The sequence below is a fragment of the Algoriphagus vanfongensis DSM 17529 genome (genome assembly GCF_000429465.1).
Lineage (GTDB): Bacteria > Bacteroidota > Bacteroidia > Cytophagales > Cyclobacteriaceae > Algoriphagus > Algoriphagus vanfongensis.
Genome location: NZ_AUBX01000015.1, coordinates 437,969 through 454,651 on the forward strand (window position 1 = coordinate 437,969; position 16,683 = coordinate 454,651).

14 protein-coding genes are annotated in these 16,683 nt (G+C 43.7%); 7 read left to right on the plus strand and 7 right to left on the minus strand.

The genetic code is table 11. The features are described 5' to 3' along the window. Positions 1-100 precede the first annotated feature (100 nt). Entirely contained in the window at positions 101-2,980 is a 2,880-nt protein-coding gene (locus G460_RS0115260; RefSeq protein ID WP_026956179.1) for a TonB-dependent receptor, read from the plus strand. Between the two features lie 67 nt (positions 2,981-3,047). Here G460_RS0115260 and G460_RS0115265 read toward each other — a convergent pair whose 3' ends face one another. Beyond that, the gene (locus G460_RS0115265; RefSeq protein ID WP_026956180.1) at positions 3,048-3,533 is read right to left on the minus strand and encodes a cupin domain-containing protein; all 486 of its coding nucleotides are present in this window, start codon (positions 3,531-3,533) and stop codon (positions 3,048-3,050) included. Next, complete coding sequence (gene wecB / locus G460_RS0115270) at positions 3,530-4,627, minus strand: non-hydrolyzing UDP-N-acetylglucosamine 2-epimerase (protein WP_026956181.1); 1,098 nt, start codon at positions 4,625-4,627, stop codon at positions 3,530-3,532. The genes G460_RS0115265 and wecB overlap by 4 nt, the downstream gene beginning before the upstream one ends. Positions 4,628-4,749: 122 nt before the next feature. On the opposite strand from wecB, the gene G460_RS0115275 reads away from it, so the two are divergent. Genes G460_RS0115275 through G460_RS23220 form a run of 4 tightly spaced genes read left to right on the plus strand, consistent with a single transcriptional unit; the run spans position 4,750 to position 7,823 of the window. After that, complete coding sequence (locus G460_RS0115275; RefSeq protein WP_026956182.1) at positions 4,750-5,415, plus strand: hypothetical protein; 666 nt, start codon at positions 4,750-4,752, stop codon at positions 5,413-5,415. Beyond that, positions 5,415-7,118, plus strand: coding sequence for a capsule assembly Wzi family protein (locus tag G460_RS0115280; RefSeq protein WP_026956183.1), 1,704 nt, complete (start codon positions 5,415-5,417; stop codon positions 7,116-7,118). The genes G460_RS0115275 and G460_RS0115280 overlap by 1 nt, the downstream gene beginning before the upstream one ends. 19 nt (positions 7,119-7,137) lie before the next feature. After that, positions 7,138-7,650, plus strand: a complete 513-nt coding sequence (locus G460_RS0115285) for an FKBP-type peptidyl-prolyl cis-trans isomerase (protein WP_026956184.1) — start codon at positions 7,138-7,140, stop codon at positions 7,648-7,650. Continuing rightward, complete coding sequence (locus tag G460_RS23220) at positions 7,647-7,823, plus strand: hypothetical protein (protein ID WP_157366939.1); 177 nt, start codon at positions 7,647-7,649, stop codon at positions 7,821-7,823. Before G460_RS0115285 ends, G460_RS23220 begins: the two co-directional genes overlap by 4 nt. 84 nt (positions 7,824-7,907) lie before the next feature. Here G460_RS23220 and G460_RS0115295 read toward each other — a convergent pair whose 3' ends face one another. Both G460_RS0115295 and rlmH read right to left on the minus strand, forming a co-directional pair. After that, complete coding sequence (locus G460_RS0115295) at positions 7,908-8,744, minus strand: hypothetical protein (protein ID WP_026956185.1); 837 nt, start codon at positions 8,742-8,744, stop codon at positions 7,908-7,910. Between the two features lie 98 nt (positions 8,745-8,842). Further along, positions 8,843-9,316 (minus strand): 23S rRNA (pseudouridine(1915)-N(3))-methyltransferase RlmH, encoded by a 474-nt coding sequence (gene rlmH / locus G460_RS0115300; protein ID WP_026956186.1) that lies wholly within the window; start codon positions 9,314-9,316, stop codon positions 8,843-8,845. Between the two features lie 92 nt (positions 9,317-9,408). Here rlmH and G460_RS0115305 point away from each other — a divergent pair, with 92 nt between their 5' ends. Beyond that, a complete protein-coding gene (locus tag G460_RS0115305) occupies positions 9,409-12,531 on the plus strand; it encodes a S41 family peptidase (RefSeq protein ID WP_026956187.1) in 3,123 nt (1,040 codons plus the stop codon). 50 nt (positions 12,532-12,581) lie between these two features. Here G460_RS0115305 and G460_RS0115310 read toward each other — a convergent pair whose 3' ends face one another. Beyond that, complete coding sequence (locus G460_RS0115310) at positions 12,582-13,055, minus strand: YcxB family protein (protein WP_026956188.1); 474 nt, start codon at positions 13,053-13,055, stop codon at positions 12,582-12,584. Positions 13,056-13,205: 150 nt separating this feature from the next. On the opposite strand from G460_RS0115310, the gene G460_RS0115315 reads away from it, so the two are divergent. Next, entirely contained in the window at positions 13,206-13,433 is a 228-nt protein-coding gene (locus tag G460_RS0115315) for a hypothetical protein (protein WP_026956189.1), read from the plus strand. Here the strand turns inward: G460_RS0115315 and G460_RS0115320 are convergent. Together G460_RS0115320 and G460_RS0115325 are read right to left on the minus strand one after the other, a co-directional pair. Then, positions 13,430-13,840: a Fur family transcriptional regulator gene (locus tag G460_RS0115320; RefSeq protein ID WP_026956190.1), complete on the minus strand. Its 411-nt coding sequence runs from the start codon at positions 13,838-13,840 to the stop codon at positions 13,430-13,432. The two genes, G460_RS0115315 and G460_RS0115320, sit on opposite strands and share 4 nt — an antisense overlap. A gap of 90 nt (positions 13,841-13,930) precedes the next feature. Beyond that, entirely contained in the window at positions 13,931-16,459 is a 2,529-nt protein-coding gene (locus G460_RS0115325; protein ID WP_026956191.1) for a zinc-dependent metalloprotease, read from the minus strand. Between the last annotated feature and the right edge of the window lie 224 nt (positions 16,460-16,683).

Genomic DNA, 16,683 nt, shown 5'->3' on the forward strand with positions numbered 1-16,683 from the left:
CATAAAAAAGGAAGGAAGGTCTTGCAAGGAACTTCCTTCCTTTCCCTTATAAAAGACAATTTCTTATTGCTGTATGAAAACGAAAAATACCCAGACGTTTATGCGACGTACCTTGGTCATTTCATGTCTGCTGATTCTCACGCAATTCTTGGCAGGCTTTGCATTTGCTCAAAAAGGCACCCTGAGGGGAGCAATTTTTGAGGAAGCTACCGGTGAACCTCTTTTCGGGGTTTCAGTTTTGGTCAAAGAAACATCTACAGGTGCTGTGACTGATTTCGATGGTAAATTCGAAATCCAAGTAGATCCAGGGACCTACACGTTGCAAATATCTTATATTTCCTATTCCACTGTCGAGCTGACCGCAGTGGAGGTAAAAGCAGGAGAAGTAAACGTAATCAACGATATCCTGATGGCTGAAGAAGCCTCAGACCTGGAAACAGTGACTGTTTCCGCAGCGGCGATTCGTACTACTGAGTCTGCGCTGATGTCAGTCAAAAGAAATGCTGCCAACCTTATGGATGGTATCTCAGCGAGCACATTCCGTCAGATTGGTGATGGTGATGCAGCTTCAGCTGTGAAAAGAGTAACAGGTGTATCCATCGAAGGTGGCAAATACATCTATGTACGAGGTCTGGGTGACCGATACACCAAGACCGTCCTCAATGGTGTGGATGTGCCGGGTCTGGATCCGGATAGAAACACCATCCAAATGGATATTTTTCCTACCAATGTGATTGACAATATCATTGTTTCCAAGTCATTCACAGCAGATTTGCCTGCGGATTTCACCGGAGGTGTGGTAGATATCGAAACCAAAGATTTTCCTGAAGAAAAAGTTGCCAAAATCGGTATCTCTGGAGGAATCAACCCTTCGATGCACTTCAATAGCAACTATGTGACCTATGATGGAGGCAAGACCGATTGGCTAGGCTATGATGATGGCACGAGAGAGATCCCTACCGGAGGTAGAACAGACATCCCTCAATATGCGGATGTAGTCGGAAACCCAAATTCTCCGCTTGGACAGGAGTACCAGTCCATCCTTGGAAGTTTCAACAAAACCCTAGGAGGCTATCGCACCAATTCTTTGATGGATTTTGGGCTTAGCTTTTCATTGGGCAATCAGCTCGTGAGACCAAGAGCGACTTGGGGTTACAATGTAGCTTTGACTTATAAAAACGAAACAGAGTTTTACCAAAACGCAGAATTTAACCTGTATGCTAAGCCAAGAGAGGCGACTGATACTGAGTTGGAGCCTTTGGAAAGACAGATGGGTGACTACGGTGTCAACAATGTGTTGCTAGGCGGATTGGCTGGGATTGCTTTGAAAACCGAAGCTTCCAAATTCAAATTGAACTTCTTGCACCTTCAAAATGGAGAGTCCAAAGCCGGTGAGTTTGACTTCGTCAACACCAACTTGGGAGCCAACTTTGAAGCAAAACAATACAACTTGGAGTATTCTCAAAGAGCATTGACAAGTGTGCTTTTGGGAGGTACTCACTACCTGAATGGTAGATCTTGGGAAATCAACTGGAAGGTAGCACCTACTAAGTCCACGATCGAAGATCCGGATGTGAGATTTACCAGATTCAGATTGCCAAATAATACAGTGTCCACTGAAGTAGGTCTTCCTACTCGTATTTGGAGATTCTTGGAAGAAGAGAATGTCTCCGGTAAGTTGGATTTGACTAGAGAGATGTTCTTCTTCGAAAGAGAAGGAAAGCTGAAATTCGGAGGAAACTATGTGTACAAAAACAGAGATTTCAATATCCAAAGCTTCCAATTTGCGACAGGTAATACAGACCTGACAGGAGATCCTAATCAGATCTTGGACGATGAGAATCTTTTTGCTCCAGATAATAGAAACGGTGTCAGATACAATGCCGATTTCATCCCGACCAACCCAAATCAGTACCAGTCTGATTTGAGCAATGTGGCCGGTTATGTTTCTGCTGAATTGAAGCCTGCTGACAAGCTGAAGGCAATCGTAGGGGTAAGAATGGAGAAATATACGCAGTACTACACAGGTACCAACCAAGGAGCTACCATTGTCTTGGACAATGAGAAAGTATTGGACGATTTGGACTTCTTCCCGACACTTAATTTGATTTTCAATCTGAAAGAAAATCAAAACCTACGACTATCTGCTTCCAGAACGATCGCTAGACCTTCTTTCAAAGAATTGTCTTATGCTGAAATCCTGGATCCGATCACAGGCCGTACCTTTATCGGTGGATTGTTCCAGGAGACAACTAACGGAGGTACTGAGATCCTTTGGGATGGCAACTTGACATCTACTCGTATCAATAACTTTGATTTGAGATGGGAAGCCTTCCAAGATAGAGGGCAGATGTTCTCAGTGAGTGCATTCTACAAGTCATTTGACAAGCCGATCGAAATGGTTCAGTTCCTATCTGATCCAGGTGCTTTCCAACCTCGAAATGTAGGTAGAGGATCCGTGGCAGGTTTGGAATTGGAATTCAGAAAATCACTGAAGTTTATCTCTCCTTCTTTGGAAAACTTCAACTGGAATACCAACGTGACCTTGACCGAATCTCAGATCAAAATGTCTGAATCAGAATTCAGATCCAGAAAATTGACTGCTCGTGAAGGTGAGACAGTGAAAGATACCAGAGATATGGCTGGACAGGCGCCATTCATCATCAACACAGGTTTGGGTTACCAAAACTACAATACCGGATGGGAAGCTGGACTATATTATAACGTGCAGGGATCTACCTTGAACTATGTAGGCTTCGGAAACAGAACGGATACTTACACCGTACCTTTCCACAGCTTGAACCTGAATATCAATAAGACTTTCGGAGCGGATGAAAGAATCCAAACCAGCCTGGGTGTTCAAAACATCTTGAATGACAAAAAGGAGCTTGTATTTAGCTCTTATGGAGCGGAAGACCAATACTTCACGAGATTGGCTCCGGGAACCAAGTTGAGCTTCAGCTTTGGATACTCCTTCTGATAGTAAATAATCAAGTGAAACCAATTAAAAAAGAAGTCTCAATCGGGACTTCTTTTTTTGTGCTTGATCAGGTGAGTCTTCGAATAATCTCTTCCTCGGTTGGATATTTTTCGAGCAATTGCTCGGTATTGAATAGTTCGAAATCCCGAAAATCAAATCCAGGTGCTACTACGCAGGAAACTAAGGCATAGGAATCCGGTTGATCAACCGTGCTGCCAAAAATGGTCTGGGCTTTGACTAGCTGCTGAGGAAATTGTCTTCCTTTGTCTGCTGGGCCCAAAGGGAGCTTTACATGTGCGTTCTTTTGAAGCAGATGGATAGTTACAGGACTTCCTTCATGCCAAAACCAATGTTCATCACTTTGGATTCTATGAAATCTGGATACATCTGCAGATCTCAACAAAAAGTAAATCACTGTGCAAAGGCTTCTTTTTCCATTTTTGGTATCCAAATCCTCTGTGCTTCGATAGGTTTCCTTGTAGAAGCCACCTTCAGGATGGGGAAGCATGTCCAGAGACTTTACAAGAAAATCTACTCGCTCATCTACAGTCATGAAGCATAGGTGTTACAGAGGATATCCACGATTCTTCCTGAGGTTTTTCCATCCCAAAGAGGAATGCCTTGATACTGTTTCCACTCACCCTTCATGATTTGGTCTAAAAATGGTCGAAGCTTGGATGGGTCTGTGCCGACCAGCTCGTTGGTACCGAGGTGAATTGTTTCGGCTCTTTCGGTATTGTCTCTGAGTGTGATACAAGGGACGTTCATGACAGAAGCTTCCTCCGTGATGCCTCCAGAATCTGTGATGACACCTTTGGCATTTTGGACTAGGTAGTTGAATTCCAAGTAGCCGAGTGGCTCGCACATCTTGAGGTTTTCTGATTGGATTCCGATGGATTGCAGGTTTTTGGCAGTTCGGGGATGAACAGGAAAGATGATAGGAAGTCCCTGGGTGCCTTCTAAAATTGCATCAATCATGGCTTTCAGTTTGTGTTCCTGATCCACATTGGCCGGGCGGTGCATGGTCATGACGAAGTACTCTTTGGGCTCGATCTCTTCAAAAACCTCTCCTTCCGGTTTTCTGAATCTTGGCATTTGAGCCATAAGCGTATCGATCATGGTATTGCCGACGAAGTGGATTTTGTCTTCTGAAAAACCACTTTTTCTCAGATTTTCATTGGCGATTTCTGAAGTAGTAAAGAAATGGTCTGTGATCGAATCTGTGACCATTCGATTGATCTCCTCAGGCATGGTCAGATCACCGGACCTGATTCCTCCTTCCACATGTGCGACATCGATTCCTAGTTTTTTAGCAGTGATAGAGCAAGCCAAAGTACTCGTCACATCTCCCACGACTAATACCAGGTCGCAGGGATTGTCCAACAGTTCTTTTTCGAATGCTACCATGATAGATGCAGTTTGCTCGGCTTGAGTGCCGCCACCGCCGCCTAAGTTGGAGTGAGGCTGGGGGATATTGAGCTGCTCAAAAAAATCACCAGACATTTTTTGATCATAATGCTGACCGGTGTGCACGAGTCTATAGCTTAGGTTGGGTTGACTCTGCTGTCTTTTTTGAATTGCACGAATGATTGGAGCAATTTTCATGAAGTTGGGTCTGGCCCCGGCTACTATGGTAAAAGTTGGCATGATCTATCGAATTTGTGCCAAAAATAAGGAATCCCTGTCAAGGCTTTGTCCATTTGGTCAAAAATGCCTACTTCTTATTGGCTCCTTTTTTGTTTATTTGTGACGGTCAAAAAAACAACCACATGAATCAAATTGCCTGGCTTAGGGGCGGCTTTCTTATTTTCTTTTTAGGATCATTTTTGGGATTGAGCTCTTGTACCGATACACTGGAATCTTCTCAGGTCGTCTACGACAATGATTTTTCTACTACAAATCTGACTGGATTTGAGAATGGAAGATTATTTGTCTTTCAAAATGACACCATCGTCGGCTACTATCACAATGAAGAGGTTGCACTCAATCTACAAGCATTGCCTTCTCATAACATGCTTAAGATCACTACTGAAATTCTCGTTCATGATACTTGGGATGGCAATCAGGAAAATGGTGTATCAGGCCCAGACATCTGGCTGATGGGAATCGAAAATACTGAAATCTACCGCACTACTTTTTCCAATACTCCCTGCGAATCCACCTACTGCCTACATCAGTCCTTTCCCAACGACTATTTCAGGCAGAATATCCCTAAATCGGGAGCGATACAGACGAACCTTCCGGGATTGTGCTCCTTTGGGGCATTTCCTAATTATACTACGCGCTATAGCATTTCAAAAATCATCGAGCATAGCAATAGTACGGTACGAATCTTTTGGAACACTGAACTAATGGCTGAAGGTGTGGCCGATCCAGCCTGTGATGAATCTTGGTCCCTATCACGTGTCACTGTAGAAGCTTTGAATGTAAAATGATGATGAAAGGAACTAGTCAATTAATCCGTTTTGCACTTTTTCTTACCATGTTGGTAAGTGCTACTTCAGCTTTTACTCAGACAGTGCCAGTGGGTATGCCCTTGCTCGATCAATATCTCAGAAGAGCTCAACTACTAGGGAAAGTGGACTCCCTATCTAGCTGGATGGTGCGGCCAGTGTATCCCACCGAGGCATTTGGAATAGAGGATGGCTTTGATGTAGATGGTTCTGTTGTGGATTTGGACCTGAGCAAAGTCCATTCGCAGTTTGGAAAAGATGATAAAGGCAAGTTTCGACTGCTACCAGCGACCTTCAAAACACAGTACAATTCTACCTATGCTTTTGGGGCCAATGATGGGGCTTTTATTCCAAATAGAGGGTTTCAAAGTCTCTTAAGTATAGGTGTCTATGCTGAATATGGCAACTGGTCTATTCAGTTGCAGCCGGAGCTCCTGCTCGCACAAAATAAAGATTACAAGGGCTTTCCGATCGAGCACCAGTCGACTATTCTCTATTATTATGAATACATGAATAGGATAGATATGCCGGAGCGATTTGGGACCAATGCATACAATCAAGCCTATCTGGGACAGTCCAGTATTCGATACAATTTCAATGAGTTTTCTGTAGGACTTTCGACCGAAAACTTATGGTGGGGACCTGGCCGGAGAAATTCTCTCTTGCTGGGCAATAATGCTCCCGGCTTTTTTCATTTTACCTTCAATACACGCAAGCCTGTACAGACCAAGGTTGGCTCGTTTGAAGGTCAATTGATTTCAGGATTTTTGAAGTCTTCTGGCTATTTGCCACCTCATTCGGATTATGTCATCCAAGAAAACCCCGTCTATATTCCCAAGCCTGAAGATGGCAATCGCTATTTAGGAGGGCTTGTTTTGACCTATCAGCCTAAATGGGTGCCGGGATTGTTCTTGGGCTATGGCTCAGTGAATCATATGTACCGCTCAGATGTATCTACAGTCGGTGATTTGCTTCCAATATTCAATGGGAGAAAAGGCCCTGAAAATGTCGTGGACTTGACTCGTGACAAGCGGCAGCAGTTTAGCTCTGGGTTTTTTAGATGGCTCAGCCAAGAGGGAAATTTTGAGTTTTATGGAGAATATGGGACTCGGGGAAATAGTCAACGCCTCAGTGACTTTATGATCACACCTGAGAAGGGCCGAGCTTTTACTTTTGGTTTTTCCCACCTGATGGCTCTTAAGAAGCCGGGGAGATATTTCCAGATTAGTTCTGAAATGACACAAACTGGGCAGCCTATCCGAGAAGAGATACGTCAGCTGCGTACTTGGTATATCCACGATCATGTGGTCCATGGCTATACACACAATGGTCAGGTGCTTGGAGTAGGAAATGGCCCGGCTAGCAATCAGATTTTTGTAGAGTTTGCTTGGGTAGAAGATATGAATCGCATTGGGTTGCAGATGGAGCGGATCGTTTACAACAATGATTTCTACTATTATCGCTACGAAGGATCCAAAGATTGGAGAAATAAGTATGTGGATATTGTGCCATCTCTGGTTGGAGATTGGAGGTTTGGAAACCTACTCTTCAGCGGCAAGCTCCAGTATGTCAGCACCCTGAATTACAAATGGTATCTGGAGAATAATCCAGATCAGTATTTTGTGCCCGGCTACGATCGTAAGAATTTCGTCGCTCACATAGGCCTCGCCTATCTATTCCAATAAGTATCTAAGAAATCAGTATATGAAAGCCGAAAAAGACAAAGTAGTAGCGATCAGCTACCGACTCATGGTGGACGACGGTGAGTCCGGAAAAGAATTATTTGAAGAAGTGGGGGAAGAGCAAGCCTTCCCATTTCTATTTGGGCATATGAATGTCCTACCAAAGTTGGAGGAAGCCTTGGAGGGAAAAGCAGTAGGAGACTCTTTTTCTGTATTCATAGACTTCGAAAATGGCTATGGAGACTATGACGAAAACAAAAAAGTCGTCATCCCCAAGTCTAATTTTAAAGAAGAAGGGAAGAAAAACAAGGAGATGCTGAAAGTGGGCCGGGTGATTCCGATGCAGGATGACAAAGGAAACCAAATGAGGGGAGAGATCACAAAGGTGGATTACAAGGGCGTTCACATGGACTTCAATCCACCCTTGGCTGGATATGATTTGTTTTTCGAAGGAAAACTAGTCAGCATCAGAGAAGCTGAAAAAGAAGAATTGGAACACGGCCATGTACATGGGCCAGGAGGCCATCATCATTGACCGAAGAAGCAAATGCCCTATCGAAAGATAGGGCATTTGTCGTATTGGAGGAGGTAGTGCTTTCACCTAGCTTTGATTTCATGACTTTGGATGATCTCATATCGCTAGAGGATTTGAAAGCTTGGTGGCCAAGAATAGCCTTGATTGCTTTTTTTATCGCTTTTATGATGTGAAGCTATTTTTTGATGGGGTTTGGGAATGTTGGGGTGACTGAACCAGATTCCAAATGGGTCTCTTTCTTCGGAGGGAGGCCTTTTTTATTTTTTCAGATCTACGCCTATGCTTTTGTAGGCTTGATCCACGGCTAGGTCTTTAAGACCTTCGATCCGCTCAGATTGGTATAACTGATGCGCTTTTTCCAGTTGGGAAGCAGCCACTCGGTAAGCTTGCTGATTGAAATGCATAATAGCATCATTGTAGTATTGGAGCCCAGCGAGCTGATGTAGGTTCACTTTTCTAAAGATCGTTTTTTCACTTTCTAGCACGTCGGGAGAGCCTATCCTCTGATTGAGGTTTAGATAGTTTCCCTTTTCTTCAGGAAGGTAAGCTTGGATATATTTATCCACTTCGGAGCTTTTGGTGATCATGCCCCCGATCTTGAGCGTACTTTCTAAGATAATGGGTGCCTCGTCGAGGTCTACCATGATAAACACATGATAATCCGTCTCTATGATATCATGGCTGAACCCATACCTGGTCAGTAGCATCCCCAAGGTGGCAGATCCACTCACACAGTCAAACTTGCCTTCGGATAGCATCTGATTAAAAGTAGCATGCTGCTCATACGTTTTGAAAAGCTTCTGATGGCTTTTCTCAAAAATGTATCTGATGAAATTTTCCGATTTTCCTTTTTTCTCAAATTTTGAATCTAGCAGGGCCACCAAGTCATTCCATGAGTCTGAACCTAAATATTCATGGGCATGTACCGCAGTGAAGAGCTCAAAAGGGTCCATTTGGGGAGATTTGCTTTCCCATATCTGAGCTTCGCTAGAGGAGTCAAATGTCAATTCCGCGACCTTGGCATAGCTCTCTTGGCCTAGGCTTGGAAGCCTAAAAGTCAAGAGAAGTAGAATGAGTGCCAATGATCGGAGCATAGTTTTGTAAACCCAATGTTATCAATGTTAAGCTAAAGTTAACAATTTGGTAACATTGAAAAAAATATTCCGAAAAACTTAACATTGGCGCTCTGCTCCTATTGGTGATGATAGGGCTCTCCGCGTAAGATGGTAAAGGCTCGGTAAATCTGCTCAACAAAAAAAGGCCGGATCATCTGATGGGAGAAAGTCATTTTGGAAAGTGAAATCTTCCCATTGGCACGAGTATAGACGGCATCTGAGAATCCATAGGGACCACCGATGACGAAGATGAGTTGCTTGAGACCCGCATTCATTTTCTTTTGGATATAGTTGGAAAAATCGACGGACGAATAGCTTTTGCCACGTTCATCGAGCAGGATCAGATCATCAGAAGGGATCACTTTTTTGAGAATAAGTTCGCCTTCTTTTTCCTTTTGGAGAGATTCGGAAAGAGACTTTGTGTTTTTGAGGTCAGGGATGATTTCCAGTTCAAACTTGACATAAAAATTCAGCCGTTTGGAGTATTCGTCGATTAGCTCCAAGATGGCTTTGTGGTCAGTTTTGCCGATGGCGATCAGTTTGATAGTCATACGCAAAGGTAAGAATACCGTCAGAATCAATCTGCTTTCTATTTTGGAGGATTCGCAGTATTTTTCTTTTTGCTACCCTAAATACTCCCGCTATGAAAAAACTTACCCTTTTCTCTTTCCTGATCTTTCAGATGATTTCATTGTATGGACAGGAGAGGAATCCGTATTTTACATTTGGTCCCACACTTACTCCAGATGCGTCTACGATTATCTTTAGCTATGAAGGTGACTTGTGGAAAGTACCTGTACAGGGCGGACAAGCACTCCGTATGACAGCTATGGAGGGAGAAGAAAGCAATGCATCAGTCTCTCCGGATGGGAAGTGGCTGGCTTTTACGGGGGAGCAGTTTGGCAATCAGGATGTATACATCATGCCCTTGGATGGAGGAGAGATTCGGCAGCTGACCTATCATGAATCGGCTGATGAGGTGGAATCTTGGTCATGGGACAGTCAGAAAATCTACTTCACTTCCGACCGATACAATCGCTATACGACTTTTGAAATAGACCTTTCTGGGACTACTCCCAAGCGACTTTTTCCACACTATTTCAATACCGTACACAATGTAGTCGAAAGCCCCAGCACCGGAGAAATTTTCTTCAATGAAAGCTGGGAAAGCAAGAATTTTGCCCATCGAAAGCGATACAAGGGAGAATATAATCCTGACATCAAATCATACAATCCCAAGACAAAAGCCTATCAAGAATACACTGATTACGAAGGCAAGGATTTCGGGGCTACGATCGATCAAGCAGGAAACGTGTATTTCATGTCTGACGAAGCAAATGGTGAATACAATCTGTATGCGTTGAAAAATGGAAGCAAAACCCAATTGACAGATTTTGAAACTTCCATCAAGTGGCCCAAAGTAAGTGCGAATGGAGAGAAGATTGTTTTTCAAAAAGACTATCAAATCCATGTCTACGATGTTGCTACCGGTCAGACCAGTCAGCCAGCGTTTAGCATCTATCAAAACCAAACTCTAGACAAAGCTATATCTCATCAGGTTGGAGGAAGTGTCAGCTCCTTTGATGTCTCTGCAGATGGTGAAAAAATCGCTCTGGTATCACGAGGTGTGCTTTTTATCTCTGATAGCAAGGGGAAGTTTATCAAACAGATCCCTACAGACCCTAAGGAAGCGGTAGAAGAGGTGAAGTGGCTGGCAGATAATGAGACCTTGCTATATTCCCGTACAGTGAAGGGCTATCACAATTGGTTTACTATCTCGGCTGCAGCGCCCAATGAAGAAAGGCAGCTGACGGATGATACAGACAAGAATAGAAATCTGACTCTGAATAAAGACAGAAGCCTTGGAGTCTATGTCAGCGGAAGAAAAGAAATTCGGGAAATCGATCTTAAGACACTCAAGAGTAAAACACTCGTGGAGGATGAGATGTGGGGTCTTTATACTCCGGAGCCTTATTTCTCACCAGATGACCAGTACGTGGTGTTTGCACCGATTCGTAATTTTGAGCGGGAAGTCATGGTGTTTCATCGATCAAGTGGAAAGGTTTTGAATTTGACTCAGACGCGAGTCACCGAGACCAATCCAGTATGGTCTCTAGATGGAAAGTATATCTATTTTGCTTCTGATAGGACCCAGCCGAGCTATCCTTACGGGACTACAGATGCGCATTTGTATAGAATGAAATTGGAGAAATTTGGAGATCTTTTTGAATCGGATCAGGTGGAGGAGCTATTTGCAGACAAGAAAAAGGATGAAAAAGACAGTACCAAAAAGCAGGTGGAGGTCAAGATCAATCCTGAGGAGCTGATGTCGCGATTGGAGCGGGTTGGACCTGGATTTGGACAACAAAGCTCCCCCTATGTTTACCAAAAAGGAGGCAAAACCCATGTCTTTTTTGTGTCGAATCATGATGAAGGAAGTCCGAAACTATGGAAAACGACCTTTGAAGATTTTGAAAACCCTAAAACAGAAAAGGTCAGTGATCAGCGAATAGGAGGTTACCAGATTATCGAAGCCAAAGACAAGCTTTATCTCTTAGCTGGAGGAAAAATCAATACACTGGACCCTGGGAGTAACAAGATCGAGGAGGTGAAATTGACCGCCTCTTTTTCTAAGAATCTCCGGGATGAATTTGAACAAATGTACTATGAAGCCTGGGCGGGGATGGAGCAGAACTTTTATGATGGAGATTTTCATGGGGAAGATTGGCAAGAGTTGAGAGATCGCTATGCGGTGTTCCTGCCTTATTTGCGCAGCAGGGCCAATTTATCTGTGATCTTCAACGAGATGCTGGGCGAGCTGAATACCTCTCATTTTGGGTTCAGTAGCTTTGGTGAAGAAAATGATATCTATCACGGTACGCGCACGATGGAGACAGGTTTGGCCTTTCGGGAGGATGCACCTTATGTAGTAGATCGGGTGGTTCAGGACGGACCTTTGGATCTTGACGGGATAGATATTCAGGCGGGGGATAAATTGGTGGCTATAGACGGAGAGGCAATAGATGCTGCTAAAAACCGAAATTTTTATTTTTCAAAGCCTTCCATGCTCAAGGAACTAGCGCTGACATTTGACAGAAACGGAGTGGAGATAAAAGTCAAGGTGCATCCGACTTCCTCCTATGCCTTTAAGACCAACCTGTATGATGAATGGATGGACGAAAATGAAGCCTATGTGGATGAAAAAACGCAGGATAAAATTTCCTATGTACATATGAAGAATATGGGTGGTGGCGAACTGGAGCATTTTTTGGAATACATGGTTTCCAACAAAGGAGATCGGGATGGGTTGATCTTGGATCTCAGGTACAATACCGGAGGCAATGTCCACGATAGAGTACTTCAATTTCTCAGCCAGAGGAGCTATTTGCAATGGAAATACCGAGACGGAGCGTTGACTAGCCAACCTAATTTTACTCCATCTGATAAGCCGATCGTTCTCTTGATCAATGAACAATCCCTTTCGGATGCAGAAATGACTGCTCAAGGTTTTAAGCAGCTAGGTCTGGGCACTATCATCGGTACCGAGACCTATCGCTGGATTATCTTCACTTCGGGCCAGGGTTTGGTAGATGGATCGTTCTATCGACTACCATCTTGGGGATGCTATACACTAGATGGACGCAATCTGGAAAAGGATGGAGTCGCACCAGATATCCGAGTGGAGGAGAATTTTGTAGATCGACTGGAAGGCAATCAAAAGCAGCTTGACCGAGCGATAGAAGAGATATTTGGAAAGCTGAAGTAATCAAAAACAAAAGAGCCTCTTGATATTTTCAAGAGGCTCTTTTTGATTTTTTATTTAATCAATTCTTTTCTTTTGAGGATGGTTTCGAGAAACTTTCTCTCGTTGTCAGAATTGAAGATTTTATAGGGAAGATGGATGAATTGGGCTTTGGACATATAGAGCACAAAGGCATCCTTTTTCATTTCTGCATTTTTGATCATATTCCACTGCACTGGCATTCCCTGTTTGGTGTTGATCTTCATGAGGATCTGTCTGGAGTCGATCTCGTAGGCCAGCTTGTCAAAGATTACTTTATTTTGCTCCATTTGGGTCACACCGGTGAACTGAATCGCCCAAAACAGGACATAGAGGCCATAAGCGATCACAGCTCCAATAATCCACCAAATGGAAGCAATCCAGAAATAGCCGCAGCAAATCGCCAAGACAATCAGAATCACCCACCACTGTTCTTTGAGGACATTGGATAGTCCCATTTTGATATAAGTACCCGTAGGAAGTTGATATTTTTTAGTTTTTACAATCATCACTTTTCGATTTCCGAGCGCAAATATCTAAGTATCCGAGGGATTAAACAAGCCAATCAAAATGATAGATCACCGGCCTTGTCAGAAACAATTCCCCTAAGTCATTGATTTAAATGGTCTGATGATTTATCTTAAGTAAAATTTTTGTCTATGAGTAGTTTGATGATCAACCTCTTTCTTGCGGGTTTTGCCTACATCATCGTCATTTATTTTGTGGCTACGATGACCAAAAATTCTCTCAAAAGGGGAAAAGGCAATAGTGATGATGGGGATGGAGGTGTAGAAAACCTCAGCCCTCCTAAAATAGATTTGCCGCCGGGTGTGATCTGGCCCCAGGATACTCCGAGTAAGCGAAGACCCGAACAAGTCGACTGTTAAATGCATTTATCGCAAGTGCCCTGAACCAATAGGCTCATTTCTCTTTTCTTAAATCCAGTTGGCAGCTTGATAGACGGGAGGCTTATTTTGTCGAGACAGATGGTTTCACCGCAATTTTCACATTTGAAATGCACGTGCTCATGATCATGGTCATGTAGATCTTCGTGAGAGCATAGTGCATACTTGGTGGCCCCACTGTCATCCAAAACCTTGTGGATGATGTCTTTTTCCAAAAATGTATTGAGTGTACGATAGATCGTAACACGGTCAAACTGCTTGTCCAGTTTCTCTTCCAGATCACTGTGTGCCAGCGCAACTTGTCGATCTAAAAATTCCTGAACAATATCTAATCTACAGTCAGTCACTCTCAATTTGTGACTTTTCAATATGGAAAGTGGTGTGGTCATAGCGTCAATGATTGCTGCAAATTAGTGAATTTGTGTCTTTACAAAAAAAGGACGTCATGCGACGTCCTTTTGTTATGCATTAGGCTCCGATTATTTTGGATCCAAAATCTGAGAAATTCTTTCAGAGAGATCTTCCAAATGAAGTTTGGAAAGTCTGTCAGAAGTTCTTGGAATAGCTGCCTGAATCTGTCTTTGAAGAGTCTTGAGTTCTCCTCTGGCCATCGGACGGATGTCAGATTGGGAAGCATTGATCTGAGGACCTACATATCTTCTGAAGGCCGCAGGAATGGTCGGACCATCAGTGGTCAATAGATATTCCAATCGCTCGATATGCGCTCTCTGCAGAGCTCTTCTGTGTACGTCGATAGTCTTTCCGGCGCTGAGTTCAGTCCAGATTCCTTTTCTCAAATCATCGAAAAGCTGCGTGATTTTATACGCATCATCTCCATTGAGAGCTTCATTCTCGATTACTCGGCCTAGTCTTCCTAGGTCCAAAAGGTTGTTCAAAGTGCCAGTTTGGAGTCCTCTGATTCGCTCTAGGGCACCAAAATCTCCAGTTCTCGCAATGATCTCTTCCTGCATCATCCACTCAGGAGTTTTGAAGAGGTTCTCATTGATGAAAGCTACTGCTGACTGCTGGAGTTCCTTAGGGTTATGTGTGTAGACTGGTTCCTCTTGACCAGAAGCTCTGTACACTTCCATCACACCACCTACGTGGGTTTTGACATGTCCCATGTATCGGTTGAACTGAGTCAAAACTTGTCCATACATCTCATCCAGGTCAGAGAAATCTTTGAATGGTTTGTCTGCTTCACTAGTCCACTCCATTAGGTTTGGCATGATGCGTTTCAAGTTTTTGATGCCATACTCGGAAGCAAGCATAGAATTGTCACCCAAGTCTTCGCTTTGGGCGGTAGGATCATAAGAGTTGCCTTGACGACCATATCTATAGACAGGATCACCTTGTTTTTCCAAAATCCATTGATCTAGGGTCGCTTGCTCTTCTTCAGGGGTGGAAGCATCCAAAATAGGTCTGTAACCCCATGCTACTGCATATTTATCATAGGGACCTACGTTTGGCATCAAGCTTACTCCTTCGTCTTCAGGCTGTGCGATGTAATTGAATCGCGCATAGTCCATGATAGAAGGTGCAGTACCCATTTCTTGGGTAAATGCTGCATCACGTAGTTTTTCTACTGGATATGCATGAGAAGAGGCGAAGTTGTGAGGTAATCCCAAAGTATGGCCTACTTCATGAGAGGATACAAATCGAACCAATCTGCCCATCACTTCATCGTCAAACTGAACGCCACGCGCATCTGGGTTGATCGCTGCGGTCTGGATGAAGAACCAGTTTCTGAGTAGGTTCATGACATTGTGGTACCATCCGATGTCAGATTCGAGAATCTCACCAGATCTAGGATCTGATACGTGAGGTCCGTAAGCATTCTGGATATCGGAAGCAAAGTATCGGATCACTGAGTAACGCGCATCTTCAGGACTCCAGTCTGGGTCTTCTTCAGGAGTAGGAGCTTCTTTGGCGATGATTGCATTTTTGAATCCTGCTTGCTCAAAAGCTACTTGCCAATCTTCTACACCTGCAATCAGATGTGGCACCCATTGCTTGGGAGTCGCTGGATCGATGTAGTATACGATCGGTTTCTTTGGCTCTACGAGTTCGCCTCTGTTGAATTTTTCGATGTCTTCATCTTTGACTTCAAGTCTCCATCTGTCCAAGAATCGACGAGATTCTGCTTTTTGAGCATCAGAACCATAGTCTATATAGGATCTGCTAAACCATCCCACTCGCTGGTCGGCTAGACGCTGCATCATAGGCTTCTCAGGAAGCAAAACCATAGAGGAATTCATCTCTAGGGTGATAGAGCCCATGGAATTATTAGAAGGGGGCTCCTGTGCGATATAAGTCATCACATAGCGCGCTTCGATATTGATAGGGAATGTCTTGATGCTGGCAATATAGGATCGATCGCTGTCCAGTCGCTGGACTCTATAGCGCGTTCGCTCATTGCGAGGGAGACCAAGTGGCTGTACATCTTTGGCAAAAAGATCTGTCACTTCGATCACGGTACCGGTGGAGTCTGTTCCTCTGGATTTTACTTCGAATTTTTGAAGCAAAGGCTCCAAATTGGAGTTTTGAACTGCTTTGGCGATCGGAAGAGAATCTGCCGCATAATTGTTGACAGAGATGACTTTGAGTAAAACAGCGTCATTTTCCTTTTCCCATCGAAGCATGAGAGTGTTGGTTCTTTCTCCACCATAGCCGATTCCGTCAGCGGTTTTGGCAATGGTGGTGACCATCAGCATGTCCCGGCCATAGAGGGAGTCGGGGATTTCATAGTAGTATTTGTCATCGATTTGATGGACTTTGAAGAGTCCATCTTTTGATTTGGCATCTTTGGTGATGACTTCTTTGTAAGGTTTGGGGCCTTTGTTATTGCCACCGTTCTGGGGTTTTGCAGGAGCAGTGGTAGTGGCTTCTTTTTTGGAGTCTTTTTTCTTTTTGCGCTGAGCAAAACTGTCCTCAGCGTAAAAGAATACCCCTAAGGCAGCTGCCACCATTACCGATCTCTTCAGAAATTTGGGTAAAGTATTTTTCATGGTTATTCTTTATTGATGAAAGAGTAAAGCGTGAATTTCCTCAAAGGATTTGTAAGGATGAGCCATTTTTGATAAGCGGTGTATAAGCGGAATCAAAGGCAGATAAGCGGAGGTCTGATTTTTTAATACATGTGATCACTCTTAGGCCTGTAAGTAGACAGGTCATGAAGCCGTGGATTAAATTCTCTAAAAGCTAACGCTTGGATAATGGTTTTCTGAAAGAG

What these genes read in the sequence shown, in the direction of transcription:
- G460_RS0115260 (WP_026956179.1), top strand. Translation starts at nt 101, where the DNA reads ATGCGACGTACCTTGGTCATTTCATGTCTGCTGATTCTCACGCAATTC.
- G460_RS0115265 (WP_026956180.1), bottom strand. Translation starts at nt 3,533, where the DNA reads ATGACTGTAGATGAGCGAGTAGATTTTCTTGTAAAGTCTCTGGACATG.
- wecB (WP_026956181.1), bottom strand. Translation starts at nt 4,627, where the DNA reads ATGCCAACTTTTACCATAGTAGCCGGGGCCAGACCCAACTTCATGAAA.
- G460_RS0115275 (WP_026956182.1), top strand. Translation starts at nt 4,750, where the DNA reads ATGAATCAAATTGCCTGGCTTAGGGGCGGCTTTCTTATTTTCTTTTTA.
- G460_RS0115280 (WP_026956183.1), top strand. Translation starts at nt 5,415, where the DNA reads ATGATGAAAGGAACTAGTCAATTAATCCGTTTTGCACTTTTTCTTACC.
- G460_RS0115285 (WP_026956184.1), top strand. Translation starts at nt 7,138, where the DNA reads ATGAAAGCCGAAAAAGACAAAGTAGTAGCGATCAGCTACCGACTCATG.
- G460_RS0115295 (WP_026956185.1), bottom strand. Translation starts at nt 8,744, where the DNA reads ATGCTCCGATCATTGGCACTCATTCTACTTCTCTTGACTTTTAGGCTT.
- rlmH (WP_026956186.1), bottom strand. Translation starts at nt 9,316, where the DNA reads ATGACTATCAAACTGATCGCCATCGGCAAAACTGACCACAAAGCCATC.
- G460_RS0115305 (WP_026956187.1), top strand. Translation starts at nt 9,409, where the DNA reads ATGAAAAAACTTACCCTTTTCTCTTTCCTGATCTTTCAGATGATTTCA.
- G460_RS0115310 (WP_026956188.1), bottom strand. Translation starts at nt 13,055, where the DNA reads ATGATTGTAAAAACTAAAAAATATCAACTTCCTACGGGTACTTATATC.
- G460_RS0115315 (WP_026956189.1), top strand. Translation starts at nt 13,206, where the DNA reads ATGAGTAGTTTGATGATCAACCTCTTTCTTGCGGGTTTTGCCTACATC.
- G460_RS0115320 (WP_026956190.1), bottom strand. Translation starts at nt 13,840, where the DNA reads ATGACCACACCACTTTCCATATTGAAAAGTCACAAATTGAGAGTGACT.
- G460_RS0115325 (WP_026956191.1), bottom strand. Translation starts at nt 16,459, where the DNA reads ATGAAAAATACTTTACCCAAATTTCTGAAGAGATCGGTAATGGTGGCA.